This is a genomic window from Mycobacterium sp. SMC-13 (genome assembly GCF_045311035.1).
Lineage (GTDB): Bacteria > Actinomycetota > Actinomycetes > Mycobacteriales > Mycobacteriaceae > Mycobacterium.
Map to the genome: position 1 here is coordinate 1 of NZ_JBJIAI010000031.1, position 20,165 is coordinate 20,165.

Sequence of the window (20,165 nt, forward strand, 5' to 3'; positions counted from 1 at the left end):
TTGCCATGGGGACATCCTTCCAGCCCGCCCATGCTGGGCAAGCCAACTCAGATGTCACCTATTCGTGCAGCAGACCCCAACTCCGTATGGCCCTGGATCACCGGCGCGTTCGTCTTACCGATGGGACTTGTCGTCGTCACACTGCACCCATACTGGCGCGGAGCTGCCGCCGCTACCGTGTCGGTCCTGGGCTGGTTGACGGTACTCAAGGGTGTGGCGTTGATGACGTTCCCCGGGGCGTACCTCACGACGGGACAGGAGGTGCTGGCCGGCGCACCGTGGTGGCAGGCCGGCGTGATCGTCACCGGACTGGCCGGGCTGTATCTCACCGTCATCGGATGGTCGCCGGATCGGCGCTCAGCCCCGTCCGTCGCCGTGCCTTCCGAGTCTTGACGCGCACCAACGACACTCGGCTCTACCAGCCACGGCGGGCGTGGCAGGTGCCGAAGGTCCCTACGACCGCGGTCCATCAGCCCTGCTCTCGAACCGCCGACAGGCGCAACATCATTCGCGAATACCGCACCGTTGGCGGGCCGGCCCGTAAAGGACATCGATGAACGACAACCAGCTCACCGCTCTCGATGCCGGATTCCTGCAGGCGGAGGATTCCGACAGTCATGCCAATCTTGCCGTCGCGGTGGTCGCCATCATGGAGGGCCCAGCACCGGACTTCGCCGAACTGCAGGCAGTGCTCGACGAGCGCTGCGCCACCCTCCCCCGCTGCCGACAGGTGTTGCACTCCTATCCGCTCGACCTCAGTGCGCCGGAATGGGTACCGGCAACCAATTTCGACATCACCCATCACGTCCGCCGGCTCACCGTCACAGCGCCCGGTGATGACACCGCGGTTCATCGCGCGGTGGCGGGCTTGATGGAGCGCCGCCTCGACAGATCCCGGCCATTGTGGGAAGCGTGGATGCTGGACGGTCTGGCTGATGGTCGCTGGGCGATCGTGGTGAAGCTGCACCACTGCATCGCCGACGGTGTCGCGGCGACAGCGATGCTCGCAGGCATCTGCGACAACCAGTGGGCGGACCACGATGAAATCCCCAACCTCCCTTCGGTATCGGACCAGCGTCCGTCGCGCGCCTTCAATCCGATCACGCTCGGCACTGATGCGTGGCGGATGGTGCGGTCGACGGCGCGCAGTGGGGTGCGGATGGCGTTCGGGGCCGCTCAACTCGTGGCCGGCGTGCTCACCACGTCGACTCAACCCCTCAACGGTCAACTCAGCGACATGCGCCGATTCAGTGCTGTCGAGGTCTCGCTGCAGGATGTCCGGATGGTCGCCAAACGGTTCAGCGTCACGGTCAACGACGTGGCTCTGGCTGCCATCACCGACGGTTTCCGGTCCGCGATGCTGCAGCACGACATGCAACCTTCGGCCGGGCCGATCCGCACCGTCGTGCCGGTTTCCGTCCGGCCGGCCGAACTACTCCACGTGCCCGACAACCGGGTTTCTGTGTTGCTGCCGGACCTACCCGTTGATCGGCCGGATCCGCTCGAACAGCTTCGGCTGGTCCACAAGAGGCTGACGACAGCGAAAGGCAGTGGGCAGCGCCAAGCCGGCTCCTTCGTGGTTGCCGCAGCCAATCTGATTCCGTTTCCGGTGATGGCTTCTGCCGTGCGGCTTTTGGGCCGGCTGCCGCAACACGGCGTCGTGGCCGTGACGACGAACGTCCCCGGCCCGAACCGGCGAATGCGCTTGATGGGCCGAAAGATCGCCGCGCTCGTGCCGGTGCCCCCGATTGCGATGGGAATGCGCACCGGTATCGCCATCATGAGCTACGCCGACCGCCTGACGTTCGGCGTCATCGGTGACTACGACGCCGAGCTCGAGGCTGACGAACTCGCCCGCGGCATCGAGCACGGAATCACTCACCTGATCGCCGTCGCGTCTGCTGCGACGCACACCCGCCGGCTGGGCAACCTGATGCTGCTCAGCGGCTAGACCCAGGCGTTACCCTCTGTCGCGCAACGCGTTATGCCGCGACCCACAGCGAAGGACTGGACCGTGATCGATCAGCAATGGGACTCGGACAACTCGATCCTCACCATTCGTCCCGAATCACCCTTGAGCACCGGCGATTTCGCCGCGCTCGCCCACACCGTCGACCCGAAGATCGAGCACGGCGACGACCTTGCCGGCCTGATCATCGATGCTCCCCGTTTCCCGGGGTGGGACAGTTTCGGCGCGATGGTGACCCACCTGCGATTCGTCCATGACCATCACCAACACGTGAAAAAGGTTGCCGTCGTGACCGATTCACCGATGGCAGGCATTGCACAGCACCTGGTTGCGCATTTCATCGCTGCGGAGATCCGGCCGTTTCCCGAAGGCCGGGTCGAAGACGCCAGGGCGTGGATCACCGGCGGCGGTCAAGCTGAGGACCCAAGACCCTAGTCGCCGCAGCCCGCTGAGCGCACAGTCGTCCTATGACGAGGACACACATTGCCGAGGCCGCGGTCTGCGGTGCGGCACTGCTGTACGCGGCACGCCGGTACTACCGCAACTGGGGTACGACAAAGGAAGAATGCGCAAGACGATTGCCGGGTGACGAGCTCGTGCGCTCACCTGCGCTGCAGTCGACCGAGGGCATCTTGATCGACGCACCGGTGCGCGTCGTGTGGCCCTGGCTGATGCAACTCGGCGAGGACCGCGCCGGTTTCTATACCTATGAAACGCTGGAAAGCCTGCTCAGTCGCGACTACCACGGCGACCACGCCATCCGTCCGGAATGGCAACGACTCGAACCCGGCAACCCGGTACGCCTCACCCCGCCGGGATGGCTCGGCCGACGCGGGGGCGTCCTGCTGCGGGTCGCGAGCGTCGTCGACAAGCGGGCGATCGTGCTGCGTGGGACACCGCCGGATTTCCCGTGGGACGCGGTGTGGTCCTTCCATCTCGAACCCCATTGGGATGACCAGTGCCGCCTGCTGGTGCGCACCAGGGCGGGACTCCGTCACCCCGGCCAGGTCTTCGTCACCGAAGCGGCCGGTCCGGTGATATCGCTGACGGTTCGCGGCATGCTGCTCGGGATCAAGGAACGGGCTGAGTCGACTCCGGTGGGGACCTGCACCCCGGAACCCGCGGCCTGACCAGGTTTCTCGAGATCGGGCTGAGGGTATGGCTGCGACGGTGACCTACACCAGGTTCCGGCCGGCACTACGACCCTGGACTGTCGCCGTGCTCGCCGGACTCCTCGGTTACTGCGACTTCCCGCTTCAATGGGTCGTCGGGTCTCCGCTGAGCCCCACCCGGTCCTACATCAGTGAGCTGGCAGTCGCCGGCCAACCGTACTACCAGGTCTTCCGGATCGGTGACCTGGTCGCCGGCATCGGCCTCGCGATACTCGCGGGCGTCCTGGTCATCTGGCACCCCTCGTCACCGATGCGACTCGGGAGCACAGCGCTGGCGGTTGCCGCCGCCACTTCGATCGTCGACGCCCTGTCCCCCATGAGCTGCGCCCCGTCGGTCGACCCCCGGTGCTGGGCAGCCGATCACGCCGCATTGTCGACACAGCTGTCTCAGTTGCACACCGTCTCCGGCGTCGTCGGTTTCACCGCGGTCCTGTTCGCGATGGCGGCGTATGGCATTGCGCTGAGCAGTCGGCCGGCCACGCGTCATCTGGGATCGGAGGGCCTCACCTGTGCGGCAATCGGAGCGATACTCGGCGGCATCGAAATCGGCACTGCGCTCGCGGACACAGATTGGACGGGGCTGTTCGAGCGCATCCATGTTGCCCTTGTCGGCACGTTTCTCCTGACGTTGACTTTCGTCGTCGCGCGCGCCACAAGCCCGGCCACTCGACGATCAGTGGTCAGTTCGCTTCCGCACTGAATTGCGGGTCGCCATGGGCGACCGACGGCCTGGCACCCTCAGCCACCGATGGGCTCCCAACGCCAGTCCGTGACCTCGGGCAGATCCTCACCGTGCGTCCGGATCCACTCTCGGTGGCGGTCATGAGCCGCCACCATGTCCGCGCGCAGTGTGCGCACCGCCGGACCATCGAGTCCGGGCATCAGGTCGATGGCGTCGATCACCAGTTGGAAGCGATCCATCTTGTTCAGCACCAGCATGTCGAAGGGCGTTGTCGTCGAGCCCTCTTCCAGATATCCGCGCACGTGCATGTGCTGATGGTTGCGGCGACGGTAGGTCAGCCGGTGAATCAACGACGGGTAGCCGTGGTAGGCGAAGATCACGGGCCGATCGGTGGTGAACAGTGTGTCGTACTCCGCATCGGTCATGCCGTGCGAATGTTGGGTGTTCGACTGGAGGCGGAACAGGTCGACCACGTTGACGACGCGGATTTTTATCTCCGGCAAGTGCTTTCGCAGTATCGATACGGCGGCGAGCACCTCGAGAGTCGGCACGTCGCCCGCACAGCCCAGCACCACGTCCGGGACCGAGCCTCCGTCCGTGCTGGCCCATTCGAAGATGTCCGCGCCGCGTGCGCAGTGCACCGCCGCCTGCTCTGCCGTCAGCCACACCGGAGCGTCATTCTTCCCGGCGACGATCACGTTGATGTAGTCCCGGCTGGCCAGGCAATGCGCTGCCACCGACAGCAAGGTGTTGGCATCCGGCGGCAGGTAGATGCGGGCGATCTCGGCGCGCTTGTTGGCGACATGGTCGATGAAACCGGGGTCCTGGTGCGAGAAGCCGTTGTGGTCCTGGCGCCATACGTGCGACGTGATCAAGTAGTTCAGGGATGCGATCGGTGCGCGCCACGGTAGTTCGCGACTCACCTTGAGCCACTTGGCATGCTGGTTCACCATCGAGTCGACGACGTGGGCGAAGGCCTCATAACTGTTGAGCAGGCCATGGCGCCCCGTCAGCAGATAGCCTTCCAGCCAGCCCTGGCACATGTGCTCCGACAGGACTTCGAGCACGCGTCCGTCGCGAGCCAGATGCTCGTCGCTCGGCAGAACTGCAGCGTTCCACTGCTTGTCGCTGGCGTCGTACACCGCACCAAGCCGATTCGACGCGGTCTCGTCAGGTCCGAACAGCCTGAAGTTGCGATAGCAGGCATTGCGCACCATCACTTCGCGCAGATACTGACCGAGCACCCTGGTCGGCTCGGCAGTGGTGTCCCCCGGCTTGACGGTGGACACGGCGAATTCCTTGGCAGCGGGCAGATTCAACGGCGTGAGCAGCAGTCCGCCATTGGCATTCGGGTTCAACCCCATCTGGTAGTCGGGCGACGGCACGTTGTCGGTGACCAGCGCTGTCGGGCAACCCATCTCGTCGAACAACTCATCGGGCCGATAGGAAGACAGCCAATCGACAAACTGCCGGCGATGTTCTGGATCAGTCCGGATATCGGCTATGGGCACCTGATGGGCACGCCACGTACCCTCCACAGGTACACCGTCGACCCATTGGGGCCCGGTCCAGCCTTTCGGCGTCCGCAACACGATCATGGGCCACTGGGGGCGCGGAGGTGCCGCCGCGGCGGCGCGGGCGGACGTCCGGATTTCGTCGATCATCGCCACGACGCGATCCAGCGCCGCCGCCATGTCCTGATGCAGCTGGTGCGGATCGTCACCGCTGACGTAGATCGGGTAGTGCCCGTATCCCCGCAACAGGCAGTCGAGTTCAGCGTCGGTGATCCGGGCGAGGACCGTCGGATTGGCGATCTTGTATCCATTGAGGTGCAGGATCGGCAGGACTGCGCCGTCGGTCGCCGGGTTGATGAACTTGTTGGAATGCCAGCTGGCCGCGAGCGGGCCGGTCTCTGCTTCGCCGTCGCCGATTACGCACGCCACCAACAGGTTCGGGTTGTCGAGAGCCGCACCGTAGGCGTGCGCCAGGGAGTACCCGAGCTCGCCACCCTCGTGAATGGAGCCCGGAACTTCAGGCGCCACATGACTGGGAACGCCACCGGGAAAGGAAAATTCGCGGAACAATGTCGCCATCCCGTGGCCATCACGGGTGATGTCGGGACGAGTTCGGCTGTAGCTGCCCTCGAGCCAGGCATTCGCGAACAGCGCGGGCCCGCCATGACCGGGACCGATGACATACATCGCGTCGAGATCGTGCTCGATGATCGCGCGATTCAAATGCGCGTAGATGAAGTTCAGCCCTGGCGAGGTGCCCCAGTGACCCAACGGGCGGGGCTTGATGTGCTGACGCTCCAACGGTGTTCGCAGCAGCGGGTTGTCCATCAGATAGATCTGGCCCGCCGTGAGGTAATTCGCCGCGCGCCAGTATGCGTCCACCGATCGCAACCGCCCGGTGGCCAGGGGCGCACCTGCCTCGCGAGTGGCGCTGGTCATCGGGTGGACTCGCGAGCGTGCGGCCGAGCAACGAGTACCGGGCAGTTCGCCTGGTGAATCAGTTTGTGGCTGGTGGACCCGAGCAGCAGCCCGGTGGCGTCGCCGCGGCCATGACTTCCGGTGACAACCAACTGGGCACGCTGGGCGTGGCCCAGCAGGACGTGTCCAGGGTTGCCGATCGCCGCGACGCGACGGACCACGACTTCGGGGAACTTCTCCTGCCACCCGGCCAAGCGCTCGGCGAGAAGCATCTCCTGCTGTTCCTCACGAGCCTGGCCGGTCAGGTCATTCCAGGACGAGTCGGCATCGTAGAAATGCACCGGCAGGTAGCCCCACACCAGGACCGCGGTCAGTTCTGCCCGGCGCATGGAGGCTTCCTCGAAGGCCCAGGCGATCGCGTCCTCACTGTCCGGCGCCCCGCTGATCCCGACCACAACGGGCCCTGTCACCGGTACCCCCGGTGCGCGGACCACGACCACCGGGCTGTCGCCGTGCGCGGTCAGTGCGACTGCCACCGAGCCGGCCAACAGCCCGGTGAACGCGTTGAGTCCACTTGAACCGACGACAGTGAGGAATGCGCCCTTCGACAGGTCGATGAGCACCCGCGCCGGCCGGCCCGCCTTTCTGGTCAACGTCACCTCCAGATCAGGGTCCAGCGTCTGGACACGATCCAGGGCCTCGTCGAGGAAACGTTGGCCGGTCGTCTCGAGGTACTGGAAGAAGCTCTCCGAGGCACCCGGGTTGAACCCCATCGCAAAACTCTCGAAGTCGACGGCGTGCACCAACCGGAGCGGAAGGTTGCGCAACTGTGCCTCGTTGACGGCCCAGTTCAGGGCCATCAACGATGAGCTGGATCCATCGATTCCGACCAAAATGTAAGGGCGGGGCGATAATTCGGTCACGTTGTCCTCCGATGACGCTATTGTCCGATGCCACGACGGTACGAGTGCAGCCCATCGGCTGCTATGGCCGAAAGTCACTCGTTGAGTGACCACTCGCCACCACTCCAAGCCGTCGACCCTGGTGACTCATGCGGCGGCCCCAGAGGTCTTTGGGCCCTCGACCCGGATGCTCACCCGCGTGAGGATTCGATGACACATCTACGGTTCGGCATGCGCAGACGAGGCACTGCCGGGCGCATGAAAAGCGCTGGGAGACAGCATGATAGAAATACACAGTGGCGACTCAGTCGTGGTCGGCATCGACGGTTCGACAGCTGCTGTGTACGCCGCGCACTGGGCGGTCGCCGAGGCCTTCGCCCGAGATGTACCGCTACGGCTGGTGAGTTGCGTGCAAGGCCCGCAGCGCTCGGACCGGATGTCCATCGAATACGCACGCACCTGTCTGCGAGCGGCGCACGCCGCCATCGACGACACCGCCGCGCAGGTCAAAATCGAGACCGCCGTTGTAGTGGGCGACCCAACGGCCGTGTTGGTCAGCGAATCTCACCACGCTGCCATGGTGTGCGTCGGCTCGGTCGGGATCGGCCGCTTCGCAAAGGCGCTGCTGGGATCGACCGCGGCGGGTGTAGCCGAGGGCGCGGAGTGCCCGGCCGCCGTGGTCCGCAGTTATGCACCGCGCCGACGGCTCCCGGCGGGTTCGATCGTTGTCGAGGTCAATGATTGGGAAGAGAATCACGACGTGCTGGCCGCGGCGGTCGCCGAGGCGCAATTACGTGGACGGCCCATTCTCGCGGTAGGCGTGTGTCCGCCCGAGACCGGGATGAGCGCCCGCCAGGAGTTACTGCGTCGTTGCGCGGTGTGGCACGACCTCTACCCCGACGTGTACATCTCGACCGTGCCCGTCGCGACCAGTTTCATGCGATTCCTCCGGACGACGCCCGAACCGATCAGCCTGGTCGTTGTCGGCGCTCGCGAGGCCGCTGAGCTCGTGAAGATCGTCGGCTCTCACGCGGACTCCAACTCCGACAATCCGTCTGTGCTCGTTGCGCGGGCGTGAAATGTCTGAGGGCAGGTGACCGCGAACGGCCACCTGCCCTGTCAACAATCTGACTACCGGGCCTGCGGGCGGGCGACCAGCACCGGGCACTCGGCATGCTGAACCAGCCGGTGACTCGTCGACCCGAGGAACCACCCGGCCGCATTTCCGTGTCCGCGGGTTCCGGTGACGATCAATTGCGCGCGCTGCGCGTAGCCCAACAAAACGTGCCCGGGGTGACCGGCAGCGACCACCCGGCGGACCGTGACTTCGGGGAACTTCTCCTGCCATCCGGCCAACCGTTCGGCCAGCAGCATCGCCTGCTGGTCCTCACGGGCCGGCCCCGGCAGCTCTTCCCACGTGGGTTCGACGTAGTCGAAATAGGCCGGCACATAACTCGATACCAGAACGGCGAGCAGTTTCGCACCGCGTAGTGACGCCTCTTGGAAGGCCCAGCCGATCGCCTCCTCACTGTCGGGCGCACCGCTGATGCCCACGACGACGGGCCCGCCGGCATGTTGGCCCGGGGCGCGGACCACGACGACCGGGCTGTGGCCGTGCGCGGTCAGTGACACCGCCACCGACCCGGCCAGCAGCCCGGTGATTCCGTGCAGCCCACTGGAACCGACGACGGTGAGGAAGGCGTCTTTCGACTGTTCCTCCAGCAACTGTGCCGGGCGGCCGACGAGGTTGTGGACGGACACCTCCACCTCGGGCGCGAGCGCCTGCACCCGCTCCCTGGCTTCGTTGAGGAAGTTCTGGCCCGACGCCTCCACGAACTTGAAGAAGCTTTCCGAGGCGCCCGGATTGAAGCCCATGACGAAATTGCCGTAGTCGACGGCGTGAACCAGCCGCAATGGCAAATTACGCAGCTGCGCCTCACCGATGGCCCAGAGCAGCGCTTCCAACGATGACCGCGAGCCATCGATACCAACCAAAATGTAAGGGCGAGGAGATAACTCGGTCATGGGGTCCGCTCCAGAAGAAGGTGCAATTCCGACACCTTCAACGGTACGGACGCCGACTGCCGGTTGCTATGGCCAAAAGTCACTCGCCGGCCGGGCACGGGCGGCGTCGCTGCCGGCCCGCGGACCGGCCGACGACTCGGCGGCACCTGTCCGAAGAATCTCTCGACCACGCGCACCGAGCGCGGCATAATTCTTATTGACATGACTGCAACCATCGACGCCCGCGACGTGGGCACGCTGCCGCTCGCGCCGAAGAATCCGCTGCCGTTCCGGCAGTTGTTCGCCACCCGGCAACTGCACACCGGGCTGGTCCTGCTGAGTGAAGCCGGCGGGCCCGTCAGCCGCATCGCCGTGGTGCCCAAGCGCGTCGCGCCGCCCATCGTGCTCGTCACCTCCCCCGCCGGGATCCGCGACGTGCTGGGCCGCACCGACAACCTCGCCGAGCGCTCCACGATCCACGAAGAAGTCCGCAACGTGGTCGGCGACAATCTCTTCGTCCTGCCGAACAGCGCCTGGCCGCCGCGCCGGCGCGCCCTGCAGCCGGTCTTCACCAAGCAGCACGTCGACCGGTTCGGCGGACACATGTCCCAGGCCGCACAGTCGATCGCCGACCGCTGGCGTGACGCTCGCGACGTCGACCTCGACGCCGAGTGCCGCCGGCTCGCCATGCGCTCCCTCGGCTACTCGATTCTCGGTCTCGATATCAACGAGCACAGCAACACCATCGCCGAGAACATGCACGTGGCCTCGCGCTACACGGCCGATCGCGCCCTGCGACCGATCAAGGCGCCGAAGTGGCTCCCGACGCCGGGGCGCCGTCGCGCGCGTGCCGCCGTCGCCCGGATGCGCAAGATGACGATGGACGTCCTGCAGGACTGCCGCGCGAATCCGGACCGCGATGCGCCGCTGGTCAAGGCCCTGCTCGCGGCTTCGGACCCCGACACCGGCCGGCAGCTTTCCGACGACGACATCTGCAACGACCTGCTCATCTTCATGCTGGCGGGCCACGACACGACGGCGACGACGCTGACGTACGCCTTGTGGCAGCTCGGGCGTCATCCCGAGATGCAGGATCGCGTGGCGGCCGAGGTCGCCGCGATCGGTGACCGGGAGCTGACCCCCGACGACGTGTCCCGGCTCCCCTACACCGCACAGGTACTCAACGAGTCGCTGCGGCTGTGCCCGCCGGCGGCCGGTGTCGGCCGGACGGCGCTGCAGGACATCGTGGTCGACGGTCACCGCGTCGAAGCCGGCAGCATCGTGGCCATCGGCATCAGTGCCGTGCACCGGGACCCGACGTTGTGGGACCACCCGCTGGCCTTCGACCCCGACCGGTTCGGCCCGGAGAACGCCAAGACCCGCGACCGGTGGCAGTTCATCCCGTTTGCCGCGGGCCCGCGGTCCTGCATCGGTGAGCATTTCGCGATGCTGGTGACGACGCTCGCGCTGGCCACCATCGTGCGGTCGAACCGTATCGAGTCGTTGCGCGACGACTTCCCACTCGAATCGCCGTACACGACGGTCGCCAAAGGTCCCATCCCGGTTCGGGTCGCCGCGCGGGTGTGACGCCGGCGGTGGCCAACGCGCGCAGCCTGCTCGACTGGGACCACAACGCCTATTACCAGGGCTTGCTACTGCAGCACCTACCGCCGCGGTGCCGACGTGTCCTGGACGTCGGCTGCGGAGCCGGCGGATTCGCCGTCCAGCTCGCCCAGCGCAGCGACCGCGTCGACGCGGTTGACCGTTCGGCAGTGATGATCACCGAGGCGCGGCGCCGGACGCCGACGAACGTGAACTGCGTTCAGGCCGACGTGCTGACCGACGGGCTGCCGGCGACCGGCTACGACGCGATCGTGTCCATCAGCGCACTGCACCACATGCCGCTCGACACTGTGCTGCCCCAGCTGGCCGGAGCGCTGCGGCCGGGCGGCGTCCTCGCGGCGATCGCGCTGCCTCGAACCGACCTGCGGCGGGAGTGGCCGCAGGAGCTCGCGGCTGCGCTCGCGCATCGCGCGCTCGGTGTCCGGTTTCGCGCGGAACGGCTGCTGAAGACCGGCACGGGGTTCGCGAAGACGCCCGATCACGACGCGATGCCGGTGGTCCTGGATCCACCGCTGACGACGCGCGAAGTCGCCGCACAGACGGCCGAGCTTCTTCCGGGCGCCCACGTGCGGCGCCTGCTCTTCTGGCGTTACCTACTCCTCTGGCAGAAGCCCGCCGCGTAGCCCTCAGGTGCGGGCGTCGGACGACGTGAGCCTGTCCAGCACGTCCAGTGCTTCGCGGCACCAGTCCACCCAGGCTTGCTCCGTACGCAAACCCGCTTTCAACACGAGGTGGCGGAGTACGTCGGCGTCGGCGACCGGGGCCGCGAAGTCGCGGGCATCGATCTCGCGGTAGTTGGCCAGCATCGCTTCGTGCACGGCAAGGTGGTGGGCGATGCCGGCACGCACGGCCCCGGTCTCACCGAGTGCTGCGGCTGCACGCACGCGCACAGCGATGGCCATGCGCTCCGGCGCGGGATCGTCGATGCCACACAGCCATTCGCCGAGAGCCCGCCGGCCGGCCGGCGTGATGCTGAATCGCTTGGGCTGGCCGCGCTCGGGGCGGTCGGGAGTCGAGGCCTCGGCGAGCCCAGAGTTCTTGAGCTTGTCGAGTTCCCGGTAGATCTGCTGGTGCGTCGCCGGCCAGAAGTAGCCGAATGCCCGATCGAACCGGCGGGTGAGTTCGATACCGGTCGATGCCCGCTCCGTGAGCGCGGTCAGGATGGCGAATTGCAGCGACATGGCGTGATCGTAGGTCCAGTCGGGTTGCCGCCGGCGGAGCGCAGCAATAGTTCTGTCACGACCGTTATCCAATCTGTTGCATAAAGCCGCGGTGACGATCTGGCCGACCACCGGACGTTGCCGAATCCATCCCATTGCCAACAGGTTCGAGGATCATCCTCATCAATCGGCCAGCCACCCCTCTCGATTATGCCACTAGTTGCATAACCCGGACGGCACAGCTAAAGTCCTGCACAACCACGGTTTCCGATTCGAAGGGCTATCACCATGGGTCTGCCTCCCGTCCTCGCACAGCGCCTGTCCCTGCCGGTGGTCGCGTCGCCGTTGTTCCTGTGCTCGGGGCCCGAACTGGTGAAGGCGGAGTGCCAGGCCGGTGTCATCGGCTCGTTTCCCGCGCTGAACGCCCGGCCCTCCAGCCTGCTCGGCGATTGGCTGGATGAGATCGAGGAGTCGAACGCCGCCTACGCACTGGCCAATCCCGACGCCATCGTCGCGCCGTTCGCCGTCAACCAGATCGTGCACCGCTCCAATGACCGCCTCGAACACGACATGGCCGTCATCGTCGAGCACAAGGTCCCCATCGTGATCACCTCGCTCGGCGCACGGCCCGAGATCAACGACGCGGTGCACTCCTACGGCGGCATCGTGCTGCACGACATCATCAACAATGAGTTCGCGCACAAGGCCATCGACAAGGGCGCCGACGGCATCATCGCCGTCGCGGCCGGCGCCGGCGGCCACGCCGGCACCCAGTCCCCGTTCGCGCTGGTTCGCGAGATCCGCGAGTGGTTCGACGGTCCGCTGCTGCTGTCGGGCGCCATCGCCCACGGCCGGTCCATTCTTGCCGCACTCGCCGCCGGGGCCGACTTCGCTTATGTCGGTTCGGCTTTCCTGTCCACCGACGAAGCCAACGCGGTACCCGAATACAAGCAGATGATCGTCGACTCCACCGCATCCCAGATCGTCTACAGCAACCTGTTCACCGGCGTGCACGGCAACTACCTGCGCGGCAGCATCGTCGCTCAGGGGCTGGACCCGGACAACCTGCCCGAATCCGACGCCTCCGCAATGAATTTCGGCTCCGGCGGGAACACCGACGCGAAGGCGTGGAAGGACATCTGGGGCGCCGGTCAGGGTGTGGGCAGCATCAAGGAACGCCTCACCGTGGCGCAGCTTGTCGAAACCTTGAAGACGCAGTACGTCGAGGCCCGCCAGGACCTGCTGAGCCGAGTGCTCGACGACGAGGTTCTCGAGCCGGCGCACTAGCCCGCCTGGTACACCACCGCGCCGTCGTAGACGGTGGCCGCCACCAGCGAGGCGTCCAGCGCCGCCAGGACGTCTCGTGGTGGGGCGGTCAGCAGACACACGTCCGCAGGCATGCCCACCGTCAGCTCCCGAGGCACGTGCGGCCGCTCGGGTGTGCCGAGGAACATGCCCAATGCGGTTGCGGCGTCGATGCTTTCATTCGCCCCGAGCACGCTGCCGGCGGGCGTGCTGCGGTGCACCGCGGCACGCATCGCCGCCCACGGATCGGCATCCCCGAACGGCATATCGGTGGACAGCGCGACGGGTATCTGCGCGCCGCACAGCGACGCCACGCGCCACAGCTGGCGATGCTCGTCCGCGGGTACGTCGGTGAGGTACTGCTCGCCGCGCTCGGCGACGAAGTTCGGCTGGGTCACCACCAGCACGCCGAGATCACGCAACTCGCCAAGACAGTCGTCGGGGATGACGGCGCCGTGCTCGATGCGATCCCCGGCGCGCGCCCCCGCCTGTCGCAGCGCGGCGATCGTGACGACCAGTTGCATGGCCGTAACACAGTGCAGCGCAACGATTCCGCCCTGACTGTGCCGAGCCACGATCCAGTCGGCAAGTGCGTCGAGATCCAGATCGTCGTCGTGCAGAATGCGCTTGGCCGGTGCCAGGACTTCGACGCGCTGGCGCAGTTCGCCGTGGCGGCGCGCCTCGGCGAAGTCCAGCACATCCTCGGCGGTGAGGTCGGGGGTCGCGTCGGTGACACCGGTGACACCGAACGCCGAGAGCCGCCGGCTGATCTCGCCGAGCCCGGCATCGTTGCGCTGCAACGCGTGCGTCCAGCCCGGGTCCGCGCTCCGCAACCGGCCGTCGGGGTGGTCGGGCAGGCCGACGGCTATCAACCCCACCGAGTTCAGTGTCCACAGCACCCCGCTCCGGTGCTGGATGCGCACCGGCACATTCGGTGACACCTCGTCCAGCACTGCACGATCCAGTGGGCCGGCGACGGCCTCGTGATAGCCGACCGCCCGAATCCAACCGTCCACGCCGACGTCGGCCTGCGCCAGGACCGCACGCAGCGCGTCGCGGCTGCGCACCTCCCCCGGGCCCACCCGCACTGACGTCAATGCCGCTGCCGCCGAACGCAGGTGAACATGATGGTCGTGGAGCCCCGGGATGACGGTGCCGCCGGCCGCGTCGAGAATGTCCTCGCCGGCGATCGGCTCGAGGCTGTCCGCAAGGGCCTCGATCCGCCGGCCCAGCCGGATATCAACAGTGCGGCCGTCGAGCATCGTCGCTCGTTGAATCAGCATGCCCCAGAAGCCCTTTCTCGCACGATGTCCCGCACCCGTGTGTTGTCCGCGCCCAGCTCTCCGGCCAGCGACGACAGCGCCGGCGCAGTCGGCTCGGCCGCCCGAGCTACGCAGTCACCGGCTGCCAGGGGCAGCGCGGCGTATTCGGCCGCCACCTCTGCCAGGGCGATCTCGATAATCTCGCTACCACCGCGCCGCAGCGACTCCGTCACCGCCAGCGCGCCGTGCATCCCCGTCAGCGGATCGGCGATCGCGTCACCGCAGAACACCGGCCCGCTGCCCGCTGGATCGGAGCCGACCAGACCCCCGGATACCGCGGCATCATCACCGAACCCCACCCAGTGGGCGTGGGCCCCTTCCGCACCGTGGCCGGTGACCCGCAGCCACACCCGGCCATCCCGCGCCGGGACGTCTTCCGGCCCCAGGCCCCGGTGCACGAGTGCGTCCGGGCGCGACGATTCGATCACCACATCGGCCACGGACAACAACTGTCGCAGCTCCGCCGGCTGGCCGAAATCAGTGGCATAACAAAGCTTTCCGGCGTTCATCCAGTCGAAGAATCGTCGTTCGCCCTGTCGGGTCCCATCCGGCCGCGACGGGCTCTCCACCTTGATCACCGTCGCGCCGGCCCGGGCCAGCAGCTGCCCACACAGCGGGCCGGCCCACATCGAGGACAGGTCGACCACAAGCAACCGGCCGTAGTCCTGGAATGGGTTTCGGTTGCCGTGTCGACGCACCACCGGCGCGGAGGCGGTGGTCTCCGCCAGCACGCCGACCGGAAGGCCCAGCAGACGTGCGCGCTCAGCGACAGCGGCGACCTGGCGGCGACCGGCCCACTCGATGGTCGCCGGCCACAGGTGATCAACCGGCACATCGGATTCGAGCAGCGCCGGCACCGCAGCAACGTCGTCAGGCCGCGCCAGGGTGAGGGCGAACCAGCCGTCCCGGCCGGCGATCAGCCGCGTGGCGCCCCCGGCGCTGATCCGTCCCCGCCGGTGCAGTCCCGACAACGCGGCCCGGCCCGCGAGGAGTTCCGCGGCATCGACCGCGATGCCGAGTTGCCCGGACAGCACGGACGCGACCGCCCCAGCCCGGCTCAACACCGCGGCACGACTGACGTCCGGTGGCCCGTCGGGTACGCCCGTCAGCGCGGCCAGCCCGCTGGCCGACCAGTCCCGCGCCGCCTCGTCAGTCACGCACGAACCGCATCGACCAAGCCCCAGTCCAGCGCCGTCGCCGCGTCGATCGTCGCCCCGGACAGCACCAAATACGCTGTGCGCCAGCGGCCGATCCGGCGGGTGATGCTCACCGTGCCGCCCGCGCCGGGGATCAGTCCCAGCGCCAGCTCCGGCAGGCCGAGAGTGGCGTCCGGGTGGCAGGTGACGTGCCCGCAGAACGCGGCCATCTCCAGGCCGCTGCCGAGCACCTGGCCGTGGACGACGGCCTGGCACGCCGCGCCCAATCGCGCGGTGATCTCGTCGAGCACCAGGGCCGGGCTGAAGCGTGTGCGGGCCAGGTGCGCCGACGCGGGATCGTCGAACGTCCCGAATTCGGCGAGGTCGCCGCCGCTGCAGAAGGACGGGCCGTTCCCGGTGAGCACCAGGGCGGTCACCGAGGTGTCCAGACGAGCGACCTCCAGCGCCTCCAGCAGTGCCGCCCGCGCATCGGTCGAGAACGCGTTGTGCCGCTGCGGGCGGTTGAAGGCCACGTGCAGCGTGTCGCCGTCGCGGTCCGACACCACCGGATCCGGGAGCAGCGGAACGGTTTTCGGTCCGCGCTCGGCCAGCCAACGGGCGAACTCCCGGCCGGACTGCAACGTCGAATACGCCAGTGATTCGGTGATGATCCCGGCGAACGTCGGCGCTGCCGAGTCGAACGCCCGCAGTACGTCGTCGCACACGGCGGCCGTCTGCGGCCACGACTCGACGCGTTCGGCGATCTGCGCCAGCGCCGCGTCGACATCGGGCACCTGCACGGTTCTGCGGTCCGCGCACGGGCGGTCGACCAACGTGAAAGTCGCTTGCTGCAACCAGACCTCGGCATCATCGCCGGCGGGGTCTCCCACCCCGATCGCCAGACCGGCGGTACCCCGGGACATGAGCCAGCGGCACGTTCTCGCCTCCTGCGGATGTCGACAACGGGATCATGCCACTCCACCGCCGCGGCGTTCATGCGCTCCGGTCAACTGAGGGCGTCGAGTCGACGCTCAGTCCAGCTTGACCCGGACCGTGACCCGTCCCTTGTCGTCGGGCGACGCGATCGCGTGTCCGGCACGGTCGGTGCCGCGAAAGTTGAGCAGCGTGATGGGGCCGCCATCGCCGAGAAAATTGCGCCACCAACTCTTGGAGTCCGGGGACATCACGCCGATGATGACCTCGTCACCGGACAGCCGGTAGTTCACGGGAGTCTGGAAACTGCGGCCCGACTTGCGACCCGTGTAGCGGATCTCTACCAGACTGCGGCCGACGATGTCACCGACGACGGGAACCGTGGTCAGACCGACCGCCGCCTTGTTGAGAGCTCGCGCGACCGGGTTGTCGAAAAACGTGCTGGACATGGTCGCCAGGCTAGCGCGGGTGGGTCGAGTCGGCCGCCCAGGCGATCTCGATCAGGCGCACTCGCGACAAATGCGGCCCAGCGATCGATCAGCCGCCAATTCGCTGAGCTGTCGAACGTGAATGCAACGGGTACAGATGAATTCATTGACCTGCTGCGGCGTGCGAACCAGCTGCTGCGGGCTGTCGTAATCGATCGTCATATGGCCGGACCTTTCCAAGACGGACACCGCACCTACGGCATGTCCGCACCGGAATGCCCCATCCGCGTTCGGAGTAAACAATCCGGCGTCGAATGCCGGCCATCCGCGCGCGGCCGGCCTCCGAATCACTGGGTAGGAACGGGCAGTTTCGGGGAATGCCATGACAGCAACGTGAAGCCGTAGCCGAGGAGAATCAGTGACAGACGTCAATCAACACACCCCGTCGTTGCGCGTACTGGTCACGGGCGCCACCGGCTACATCGGCGGGCGTTTGGTGCCGCGTGTCATCGAGGCCGGTCATCGGGTGCGCGTGATGGCACGCAATCCGGACAAGATCAGTGACGTGCCCTGGGCGGCCGATGTGGAGGTGGTGCGAGGCGACCTCACCGATGCGGACACCCTCGGCGACGCCTGCCGCGACATCGACGTCATCTACTACCTCGTGCACTCGATGGGTAACCACGGCGAATTCACCGAAGCCGAACGCCGGAGCGCGGAGAATCTCGCGTCCGCGGCGCGCTGCGCCAACGTCAAACGCATCGTCTACCTCAGCGGACTCCACACCGAATCTGATCGGCTGTCCACCCACCTACGGTCCCGCAGCCAGGTCGGAGAAATCCTGATCAGTTCCGGAGTCCCGACTTTCGTGCTGCAGGCCGGCGTGGTCATCGGTTCCGGCTCGGCCTCTTTCGAAATGATCCGCCACCTGACCAACCGGCTACCCGTGATGACAACGCCGCGCTGGGTCAACAACCGCATCCAGCCCATCGCCATCCGCGACGTCCTGTACTACCTGCTGGCCGCCGCCACCGCCGAGCTGCCGCGCTCCCGCACCTACGACATCGGCGGACCCGACGTCCTGCGCTACGGCGAGATGATGCAGATCTATGCCGACATCGCCGGACTGGCCAAACGCAGAATCCTGGTCCTGCCGGTTCTCACACCCAAACTCGCCGGATTGTGGATCGGGCTGGTGACCCCGGTGCCACCGCAGATCGGCCGCGCCCTGATCGAGTCCCTGAGCACCGACGCGGTGGTCGCCGAGCACGATATCGATGCCGTCATCCCGCCCCCGCCCGGCGGCACCACCGGATACCGCGAAGCCGTCAGGCTGGCGCTGCGGCGCATCAAGAACGGCGAAGTGGAAACCACGTGGGCCAACGCCTCGCCGACCGGCGCACCCGCCGATCCCCTGCCTTCCGATCCCAGCTGGACCGGCGACGCCATCTACACCGACGACCGCAGCATCGACAGCGACGCCGCCATCGACCAGGTGTGGCGGGTCGTCGAGGGCATCGGCGGTGAACGGGGTTGGTACTCGTTTCCGCTCGCCTGGACCATCCGCGGGTGGCTCGACGTACTGACCGGGGGCGTCGGCCTCGCGCGCGGCCGGCGCAACCCGAACACCCTCTACACCGGCGACGCCCTCGACTTCTGGCGCGTCGAGCGCATCGAACGGCCGCACCTGCTGCGGCTGCGCGCCGAGATGCGCGCCCCCGGGAAAGCCTGGCTGCAATGGGAACTACAGGCCCACGGGAACTCCACCCGACTTCACCAACGCGCCATCTTCTTTCCCAAAGGCCTTGCCGGGCGGCTGTATTGGTACGCCCTGATGCCGTTTCACGGCATCATCTTCACCGGCATGATCAAGAACATCGCGGCCGAAGCGCAGAAGGAGCGGACCCGCGCCGCCTAACGACTGCCGCTACGTCAGCGGCGCCGATTGATCCACCAGATGTGCGTGGACAGTACGGTCGCGAAAGCGCACCAGGCCGGATAGGCGGCCAGCGGCGCCGCGCGCTGCTGCCGTACCGCAACGGCGCGACGCGTCAGATCGGCGCTGCTGACCGTCAGTGCGGCAGCGGTCAGTGCCGCCGCACCGAGCCGATGACGATTGAAGAAGATCCACGACCAGCTGGCGTTGAGCCCCAGATTGACCGCGAGTGCGGCACCGAAACGGCGGGCGGCTCGCGTGTCTTCCTCGTCGCTCAAGCGGTCGAGCGTGTCGGCTGACACGACAGCGATGTCCGCGTACAGCAGCGGCCAGACGATGGGGAACGCCTGCCGGGGCGGCTGATAGCTCGGCTTGCGCAGGCGCGCGTACCACGGCGAGGCAACAGCTGGGCCCGATGCCGCTCCGCCCGCAACGGCGGTGGCAAGGACAGCAGCGGCGGTGGCGCCCATGGTTTTCGGTTTCATGGTCTGAGGCTCCTGTGCGGTGGGTTGAGGACGTGGTCAATCGGGCAGGCTGCAGCGCGGTCAAGTTTCGATGGGAATCGCGATCTCGTTGCGACGCCGGCACGGCAGAGTCCACGGCGGGTCGTAGAACCAGGCCGACGGGTCGCCGGCCGTTGCGAATCCGTAGTCGCGGAGCGTGTCGCGCAGCTGATCGGTGTGCCGGGCGATGCTGTCGACCCCACGATCGCCGCTGAAGCGCAGCACTGCAACGGTTTCCGCCGGAAGCTGCACCAGCTCGACGCGCTCGTCCTCGGGTACCGGCAGCGACCCCAGCGTCGATCCTGCCGGCATGAAGAACCGGATGACCCAACCGCCGGCCGGACTGCCACGCTGCCCGACCGGCGCGGTCATCGCGATTCGATCGCCCTGGTAATTGGCGCCGAAGATGTAGGCGGCCAATCTGCGGAATCCCGCGCTGCGCGCGTCTTCCTCATCTCCGTCCACCGTGATTTGAGCGGCGATTCGACGGCCGTACCTGCGAATCTGCACCTCACCTGCCAACGTCTCCGCATCGTAGGGTGGCTCCTCGACCCCACTCCGAATCCCGACCGTGGACGTGACTGGCCCCAACAACTGCGTAGTGAACGTTCGCATCTGATTCAGCACATCACGCTCCTTCCCGTTCTACCGAGCCGTC

General features: G+C 67.0%; 21 protein-coding genes. 10 read left to right on the top strand and 11 right to left on the bottom strand.

What is annotated here, in order from left to right; all coding sequences use genetic code 11:
* The first annotated feature begins 30 nt into the window (after nt 1-30).
* From ACJH6I_RS28255 to ACJH6I_RS28275, 5 genes are all read left to right on the top strand, one after another.
* Nucleotides 31-393 carry a hypothetical protein gene (locus tag ACJH6I_RS28255; protein WP_406784981.1) on the top strand — a complete coding sequence of 121 codons (363 nt, stop codon included), beginning with the start codon at nt 31-33 and terminating at the stop codon, nt 391-393.
* Nucleotides 394-553: 160 nt separating this feature from the next.
* The gene (locus ACJH6I_RS28260) at nt 554-1,951 is read left to right on the top strand and encodes a wax ester/triacylglycerol synthase family O-acyltransferase (RefSeq protein ID WP_061001403.1); all 1,398 of its coding nucleotides are present in this window, start codon (nt 554-556) and stop codon (nt 1,949-1,951) included.
* A 63-nt stretch (nt 1,952-2,014) separates the two neighbouring features.
* Nucleotides 2,015-2,404, top strand: a complete 390-nt coding sequence (locus ACJH6I_RS28265; protein ID WP_064858873.1) for an STAS/SEC14 domain-containing protein — start codon at nt 2,015-2,017, stop codon at nt 2,402-2,404.
* A gap of 32 nt (nt 2,405-2,436) precedes the next feature.
* Nucleotides 2,437-3,099 carry a hypothetical protein gene (locus ACJH6I_RS28270; RefSeq protein WP_061001404.1) on the top strand — a complete coding sequence of 221 codons (663 nt, stop codon included), beginning with the start codon at nt 2,437-2,439 and terminating at the stop codon, nt 3,097-3,099.
* Between the two features lie 28 nt (nt 3,100-3,127).
* On the top strand, nt 3,128-3,841 hold the full coding sequence (locus tag ACJH6I_RS28275; RefSeq protein ID WP_406784960.1) for a DUF998 domain-containing protein: 714 nt from the start codon (nt 3,128-3,130) through the stop codon (nt 3,839-3,841).
* A 38-nt stretch (nt 3,842-3,879) separates the two neighbouring features.
* On the opposite strand, the gene ACJH6I_RS28280 is transcribed toward ACJH6I_RS28275, so the two are convergent.
* Both ACJH6I_RS28280 and ACJH6I_RS28285 read right to left on the bottom strand, forming a co-directional pair.
* On the bottom strand, nt 3,880-6,276 hold the full coding sequence (locus tag ACJH6I_RS28280; protein WP_406784961.1) for a phosphoketolase: 2,397 nt from the start codon (nt 6,274-6,276) through the stop codon (nt 3,880-3,882).
* Entirely contained in the window at nt 6,273-7,178 is a 906-nt protein-coding gene (locus ACJH6I_RS28285) for a universal stress protein (protein ID WP_406784962.1), read from the bottom strand. The genes ACJH6I_RS28280 and ACJH6I_RS28285 overlap by 4 nt, the downstream gene beginning before the upstream one ends.
* Nucleotides 7,179-7,437: 259 nt before the next feature.
* On the opposite strand from ACJH6I_RS28285, the gene ACJH6I_RS28290 reads away from it, so the two are divergent.
* Nucleotides 7,438-8,235, top strand: coding sequence for a universal stress protein (locus ACJH6I_RS28290; protein WP_406784963.1), 798 nt, complete (start codon nt 7,438-7,440; stop codon nt 8,233-8,235).
* 53 nt (nt 8,236-8,288) lie between these two features.
* On the opposite strand, the gene ACJH6I_RS28295 is transcribed toward ACJH6I_RS28290, so the two are convergent.
* The gene (locus tag ACJH6I_RS28295) at nt 8,289-9,182 is read right to left on the bottom strand and encodes a universal stress protein (protein ID WP_406784964.1); all 894 of its coding nucleotides are present in this window, start codon (nt 9,180-9,182) and stop codon (nt 8,289-8,291) included.
* Between the two features lie 201 nt (nt 9,183-9,383).
* Here ACJH6I_RS28295 and ACJH6I_RS28300 point away from each other — a divergent pair, with 201 nt between their 5' ends.
* Both ACJH6I_RS28300 and ACJH6I_RS28305 read left to right on the top strand, forming a co-directional pair.
* Nucleotides 9,384-10,748: a cytochrome P450 gene (locus ACJH6I_RS28300; protein WP_406784965.1), complete on the top strand. Its 1,365-nt coding sequence runs from the start codon at nt 9,384-9,386 to the stop codon at nt 10,746-10,748.
* On the top strand, nt 10,745-11,407 hold the full coding sequence (locus ACJH6I_RS28305; protein ID WP_406784966.1) for a class I SAM-dependent methyltransferase: 663 nt from the start codon (nt 10,745-10,747) through the stop codon (nt 11,405-11,407). The genes ACJH6I_RS28300 and ACJH6I_RS28305 overlap by 4 nt, the downstream gene beginning before the upstream one ends.
* 3 nt (nt 11,408-11,410) lie before the next feature.
* Here ACJH6I_RS28305 and ACJH6I_RS28310 read toward each other — a convergent pair whose 3' ends face one another.
* Nucleotides 11,411-11,965, bottom strand: coding sequence for a PadR family transcriptional regulator (locus tag ACJH6I_RS28310; RefSeq protein WP_406784967.1), 555 nt, complete (start codon nt 11,963-11,965; stop codon nt 11,411-11,413).
* 267 nt (nt 11,966-12,232) lie between these two features.
* Here ACJH6I_RS28310 and ACJH6I_RS28315 point away from each other — a divergent pair, with 267 nt between their 5' ends.
* Nucleotides 12,233-13,231 carry a nitronate monooxygenase family protein gene (locus ACJH6I_RS28315; RefSeq protein WP_267325696.1) on the top strand — a complete coding sequence of 333 codons (999 nt, stop codon included), beginning with the start codon at nt 12,233-12,235 and terminating at the stop codon, nt 13,229-13,231.
* Here the strand turns inward: ACJH6I_RS28315 and ACJH6I_RS28320 are convergent.
* From ACJH6I_RS28320 to ACJH6I_RS28340, 5 genes are all read right to left on the bottom strand, one after another.
* Nucleotides 13,228-14,532, bottom strand: a complete 1,305-nt coding sequence (locus tag ACJH6I_RS28320) for an amidohydrolase family protein (RefSeq protein ID WP_267325695.1) — start codon at nt 14,530-14,532, stop codon at nt 13,228-13,230. The genes ACJH6I_RS28315 and ACJH6I_RS28320 overlap by 4 nt on opposite strands.
* Entirely contained in the window at nt 14,526-15,728 is a 1,203-nt protein-coding gene (locus ACJH6I_RS28325) for a CoA transferase (protein ID WP_267325694.1), read from the bottom strand. Before ACJH6I_RS28325 ends, ACJH6I_RS28320 begins: the two co-directional genes overlap by 7 nt.
* Nucleotides 15,725-16,630, bottom strand: a complete 906-nt coding sequence (locus tag ACJH6I_RS28330) for an enoyl-CoA hydratase/isomerase family protein (protein WP_406784968.1) — start codon at nt 16,628-16,630, stop codon at nt 15,725-15,727. Before ACJH6I_RS28330 ends, ACJH6I_RS28325 begins: the two co-directional genes overlap by 4 nt.
* Nucleotides 16,631-16,738: 108 nt before the next feature.
* Nucleotides 16,739-17,089: a hypothetical protein gene (locus ACJH6I_RS28335; RefSeq protein WP_073696426.1), complete on the bottom strand. Its 351-nt coding sequence runs from the start codon at nt 17,087-17,089 to the stop codon at nt 16,739-16,741.
* Between the two features lie 51 nt (nt 17,090-17,140).
* Nucleotides 17,141-17,290, bottom strand: coding sequence for a DUF4193 family protein (locus ACJH6I_RS28340; RefSeq protein ID WP_168176053.1), 150 nt, complete (start codon nt 17,288-17,290; stop codon nt 17,141-17,143).
* A gap of 196 nt (nt 17,291-17,486) precedes the next feature.
* Between ACJH6I_RS28340 and ACJH6I_RS28345 the strand changes: the two genes are divergently transcribed.
* Nucleotides 17,487-18,986, top strand: a complete 1,500-nt coding sequence (locus ACJH6I_RS28345; RefSeq protein ID WP_267325693.1) for an SDR family oxidoreductase — start codon at nt 17,487-17,489, stop codon at nt 18,984-18,986.
* A gap of 14 nt (nt 18,987-19,000) precedes the next feature.
* Here the strand turns inward: ACJH6I_RS28345 and ACJH6I_RS28350 are convergent, their stop codons facing one another.
* Together ACJH6I_RS28350 and ACJH6I_RS28355 are read right to left on the bottom strand one after the other, a co-directional pair.
* Nucleotides 19,001-19,489: a TspO/MBR family protein gene (locus tag ACJH6I_RS28350; protein WP_073696425.1), complete on the bottom strand. Its 489-nt coding sequence runs from the start codon at nt 19,487-19,489 to the stop codon at nt 19,001-19,003.
* A gap of 60 nt (nt 19,490-19,549) precedes the next feature.
* Entirely contained in the window at nt 19,550-20,122 is a 573-nt protein-coding gene (locus ACJH6I_RS28355) for a heme-binding protein (protein ID WP_073696485.1), read from the bottom strand.
* Nucleotides 20,123-20,165 lie beyond the last annotated feature (43 nt).

Coding starts and splice junctions, on each gene's coding strand:
- ACJH6I_RS28280 (WP_406784961.1), bottom strand. CDS start 6,276: ATGACCAGCGCCACTCGCGAGGCAGGTGCGCCCCTGGCCACCGGGCGG.
- ACJH6I_RS28315 (WP_267325696.1), top strand. CDS start 12,233: ATGGGTCTGCCTCCCGTCCTCGCACAGCGCCTGTCCCTGCCGGTGGTC.
- ACJH6I_RS28295 (WP_406784964.1), bottom strand. CDS start 9,182: ATGACCGAGTTATCTCCTCGCCCTTACATTTTGGTTGGTATCGATGGC.
- ACJH6I_RS28335 (WP_073696426.1), bottom strand. CDS start 17,089: ATGTCCAGCACGTTTTTCGACAACCCGGTCGCGCGAGCTCTCAACAAG.
- ACJH6I_RS28330 (WP_406784968.1), bottom strand. CDS start 16,630: ATGTCCCGGGGTACCGCCGGTCTGGCGATCGGGGTGGGAGACCCCGCC.
- ACJH6I_RS28355 (WP_073696485.1), bottom strand. CDS start 20,122: ATGCGAACGTTCACTACGCAGTTGTTGGGGCCAGTCACGTCCACGGTC.
- ACJH6I_RS28350 (WP_073696425.1), bottom strand. CDS start 19,489: ATGAAACCGAAAACCATGGGCGCCACCGCCGCTGCTGTCCTTGCCACC.
- ACJH6I_RS28275 (WP_406784960.1), top strand. CDS start 3,128: ATGGCTGCGACGGTGACCTACACCAGGTTCCGGCCGGCACTACGACCC.
- ACJH6I_RS28260 (WP_061001403.1), top strand. CDS start 554: ATGAACGACAACCAGCTCACCGCTCTCGATGCCGGATTCCTGCAGGCG.
- ACJH6I_RS28255 (WP_406784981.1), top strand. CDS start 31: ATGCTGGGCAAGCCAACTCAGATGTCACCTATTCGTGCAGCAGACCCC.
- ACJH6I_RS28270 (WP_061001404.1), top strand. CDS start 2,437: ATGACGAGGACACACATTGCCGAGGCCGCGGTCTGCGGTGCGGCACTG.
- ACJH6I_RS28320 (WP_267325695.1), bottom strand. CDS start 14,532: ATGCTGATTCAACGAGCGACGATGCTCGACGGCCGCACTGTTGATATC.
- ACJH6I_RS28300 (WP_406784965.1), top strand. CDS start 9,384: ATGACTGCAACCATCGACGCCCGCGACGTGGGCACGCTGCCGCTCGCG.
- ACJH6I_RS28290 (WP_406784963.1), top strand. CDS start 7,438: ATGATAGAAATACACAGTGGCGACTCAGTCGTGGTCGGCATCGACGGT.
- ACJH6I_RS28340 (WP_168176053.1), bottom strand. CDS start 17,290: ATGACGATCGATTACGACAGCCCGCAGCAGCTGGTTCGCACGCCGCAG.
- ACJH6I_RS28310 (WP_406784967.1), bottom strand. CDS start 11,965: ATGTCGCTGCAATTCGCCATCCTGACCGCGCTCACGGAGCGGGCATCG.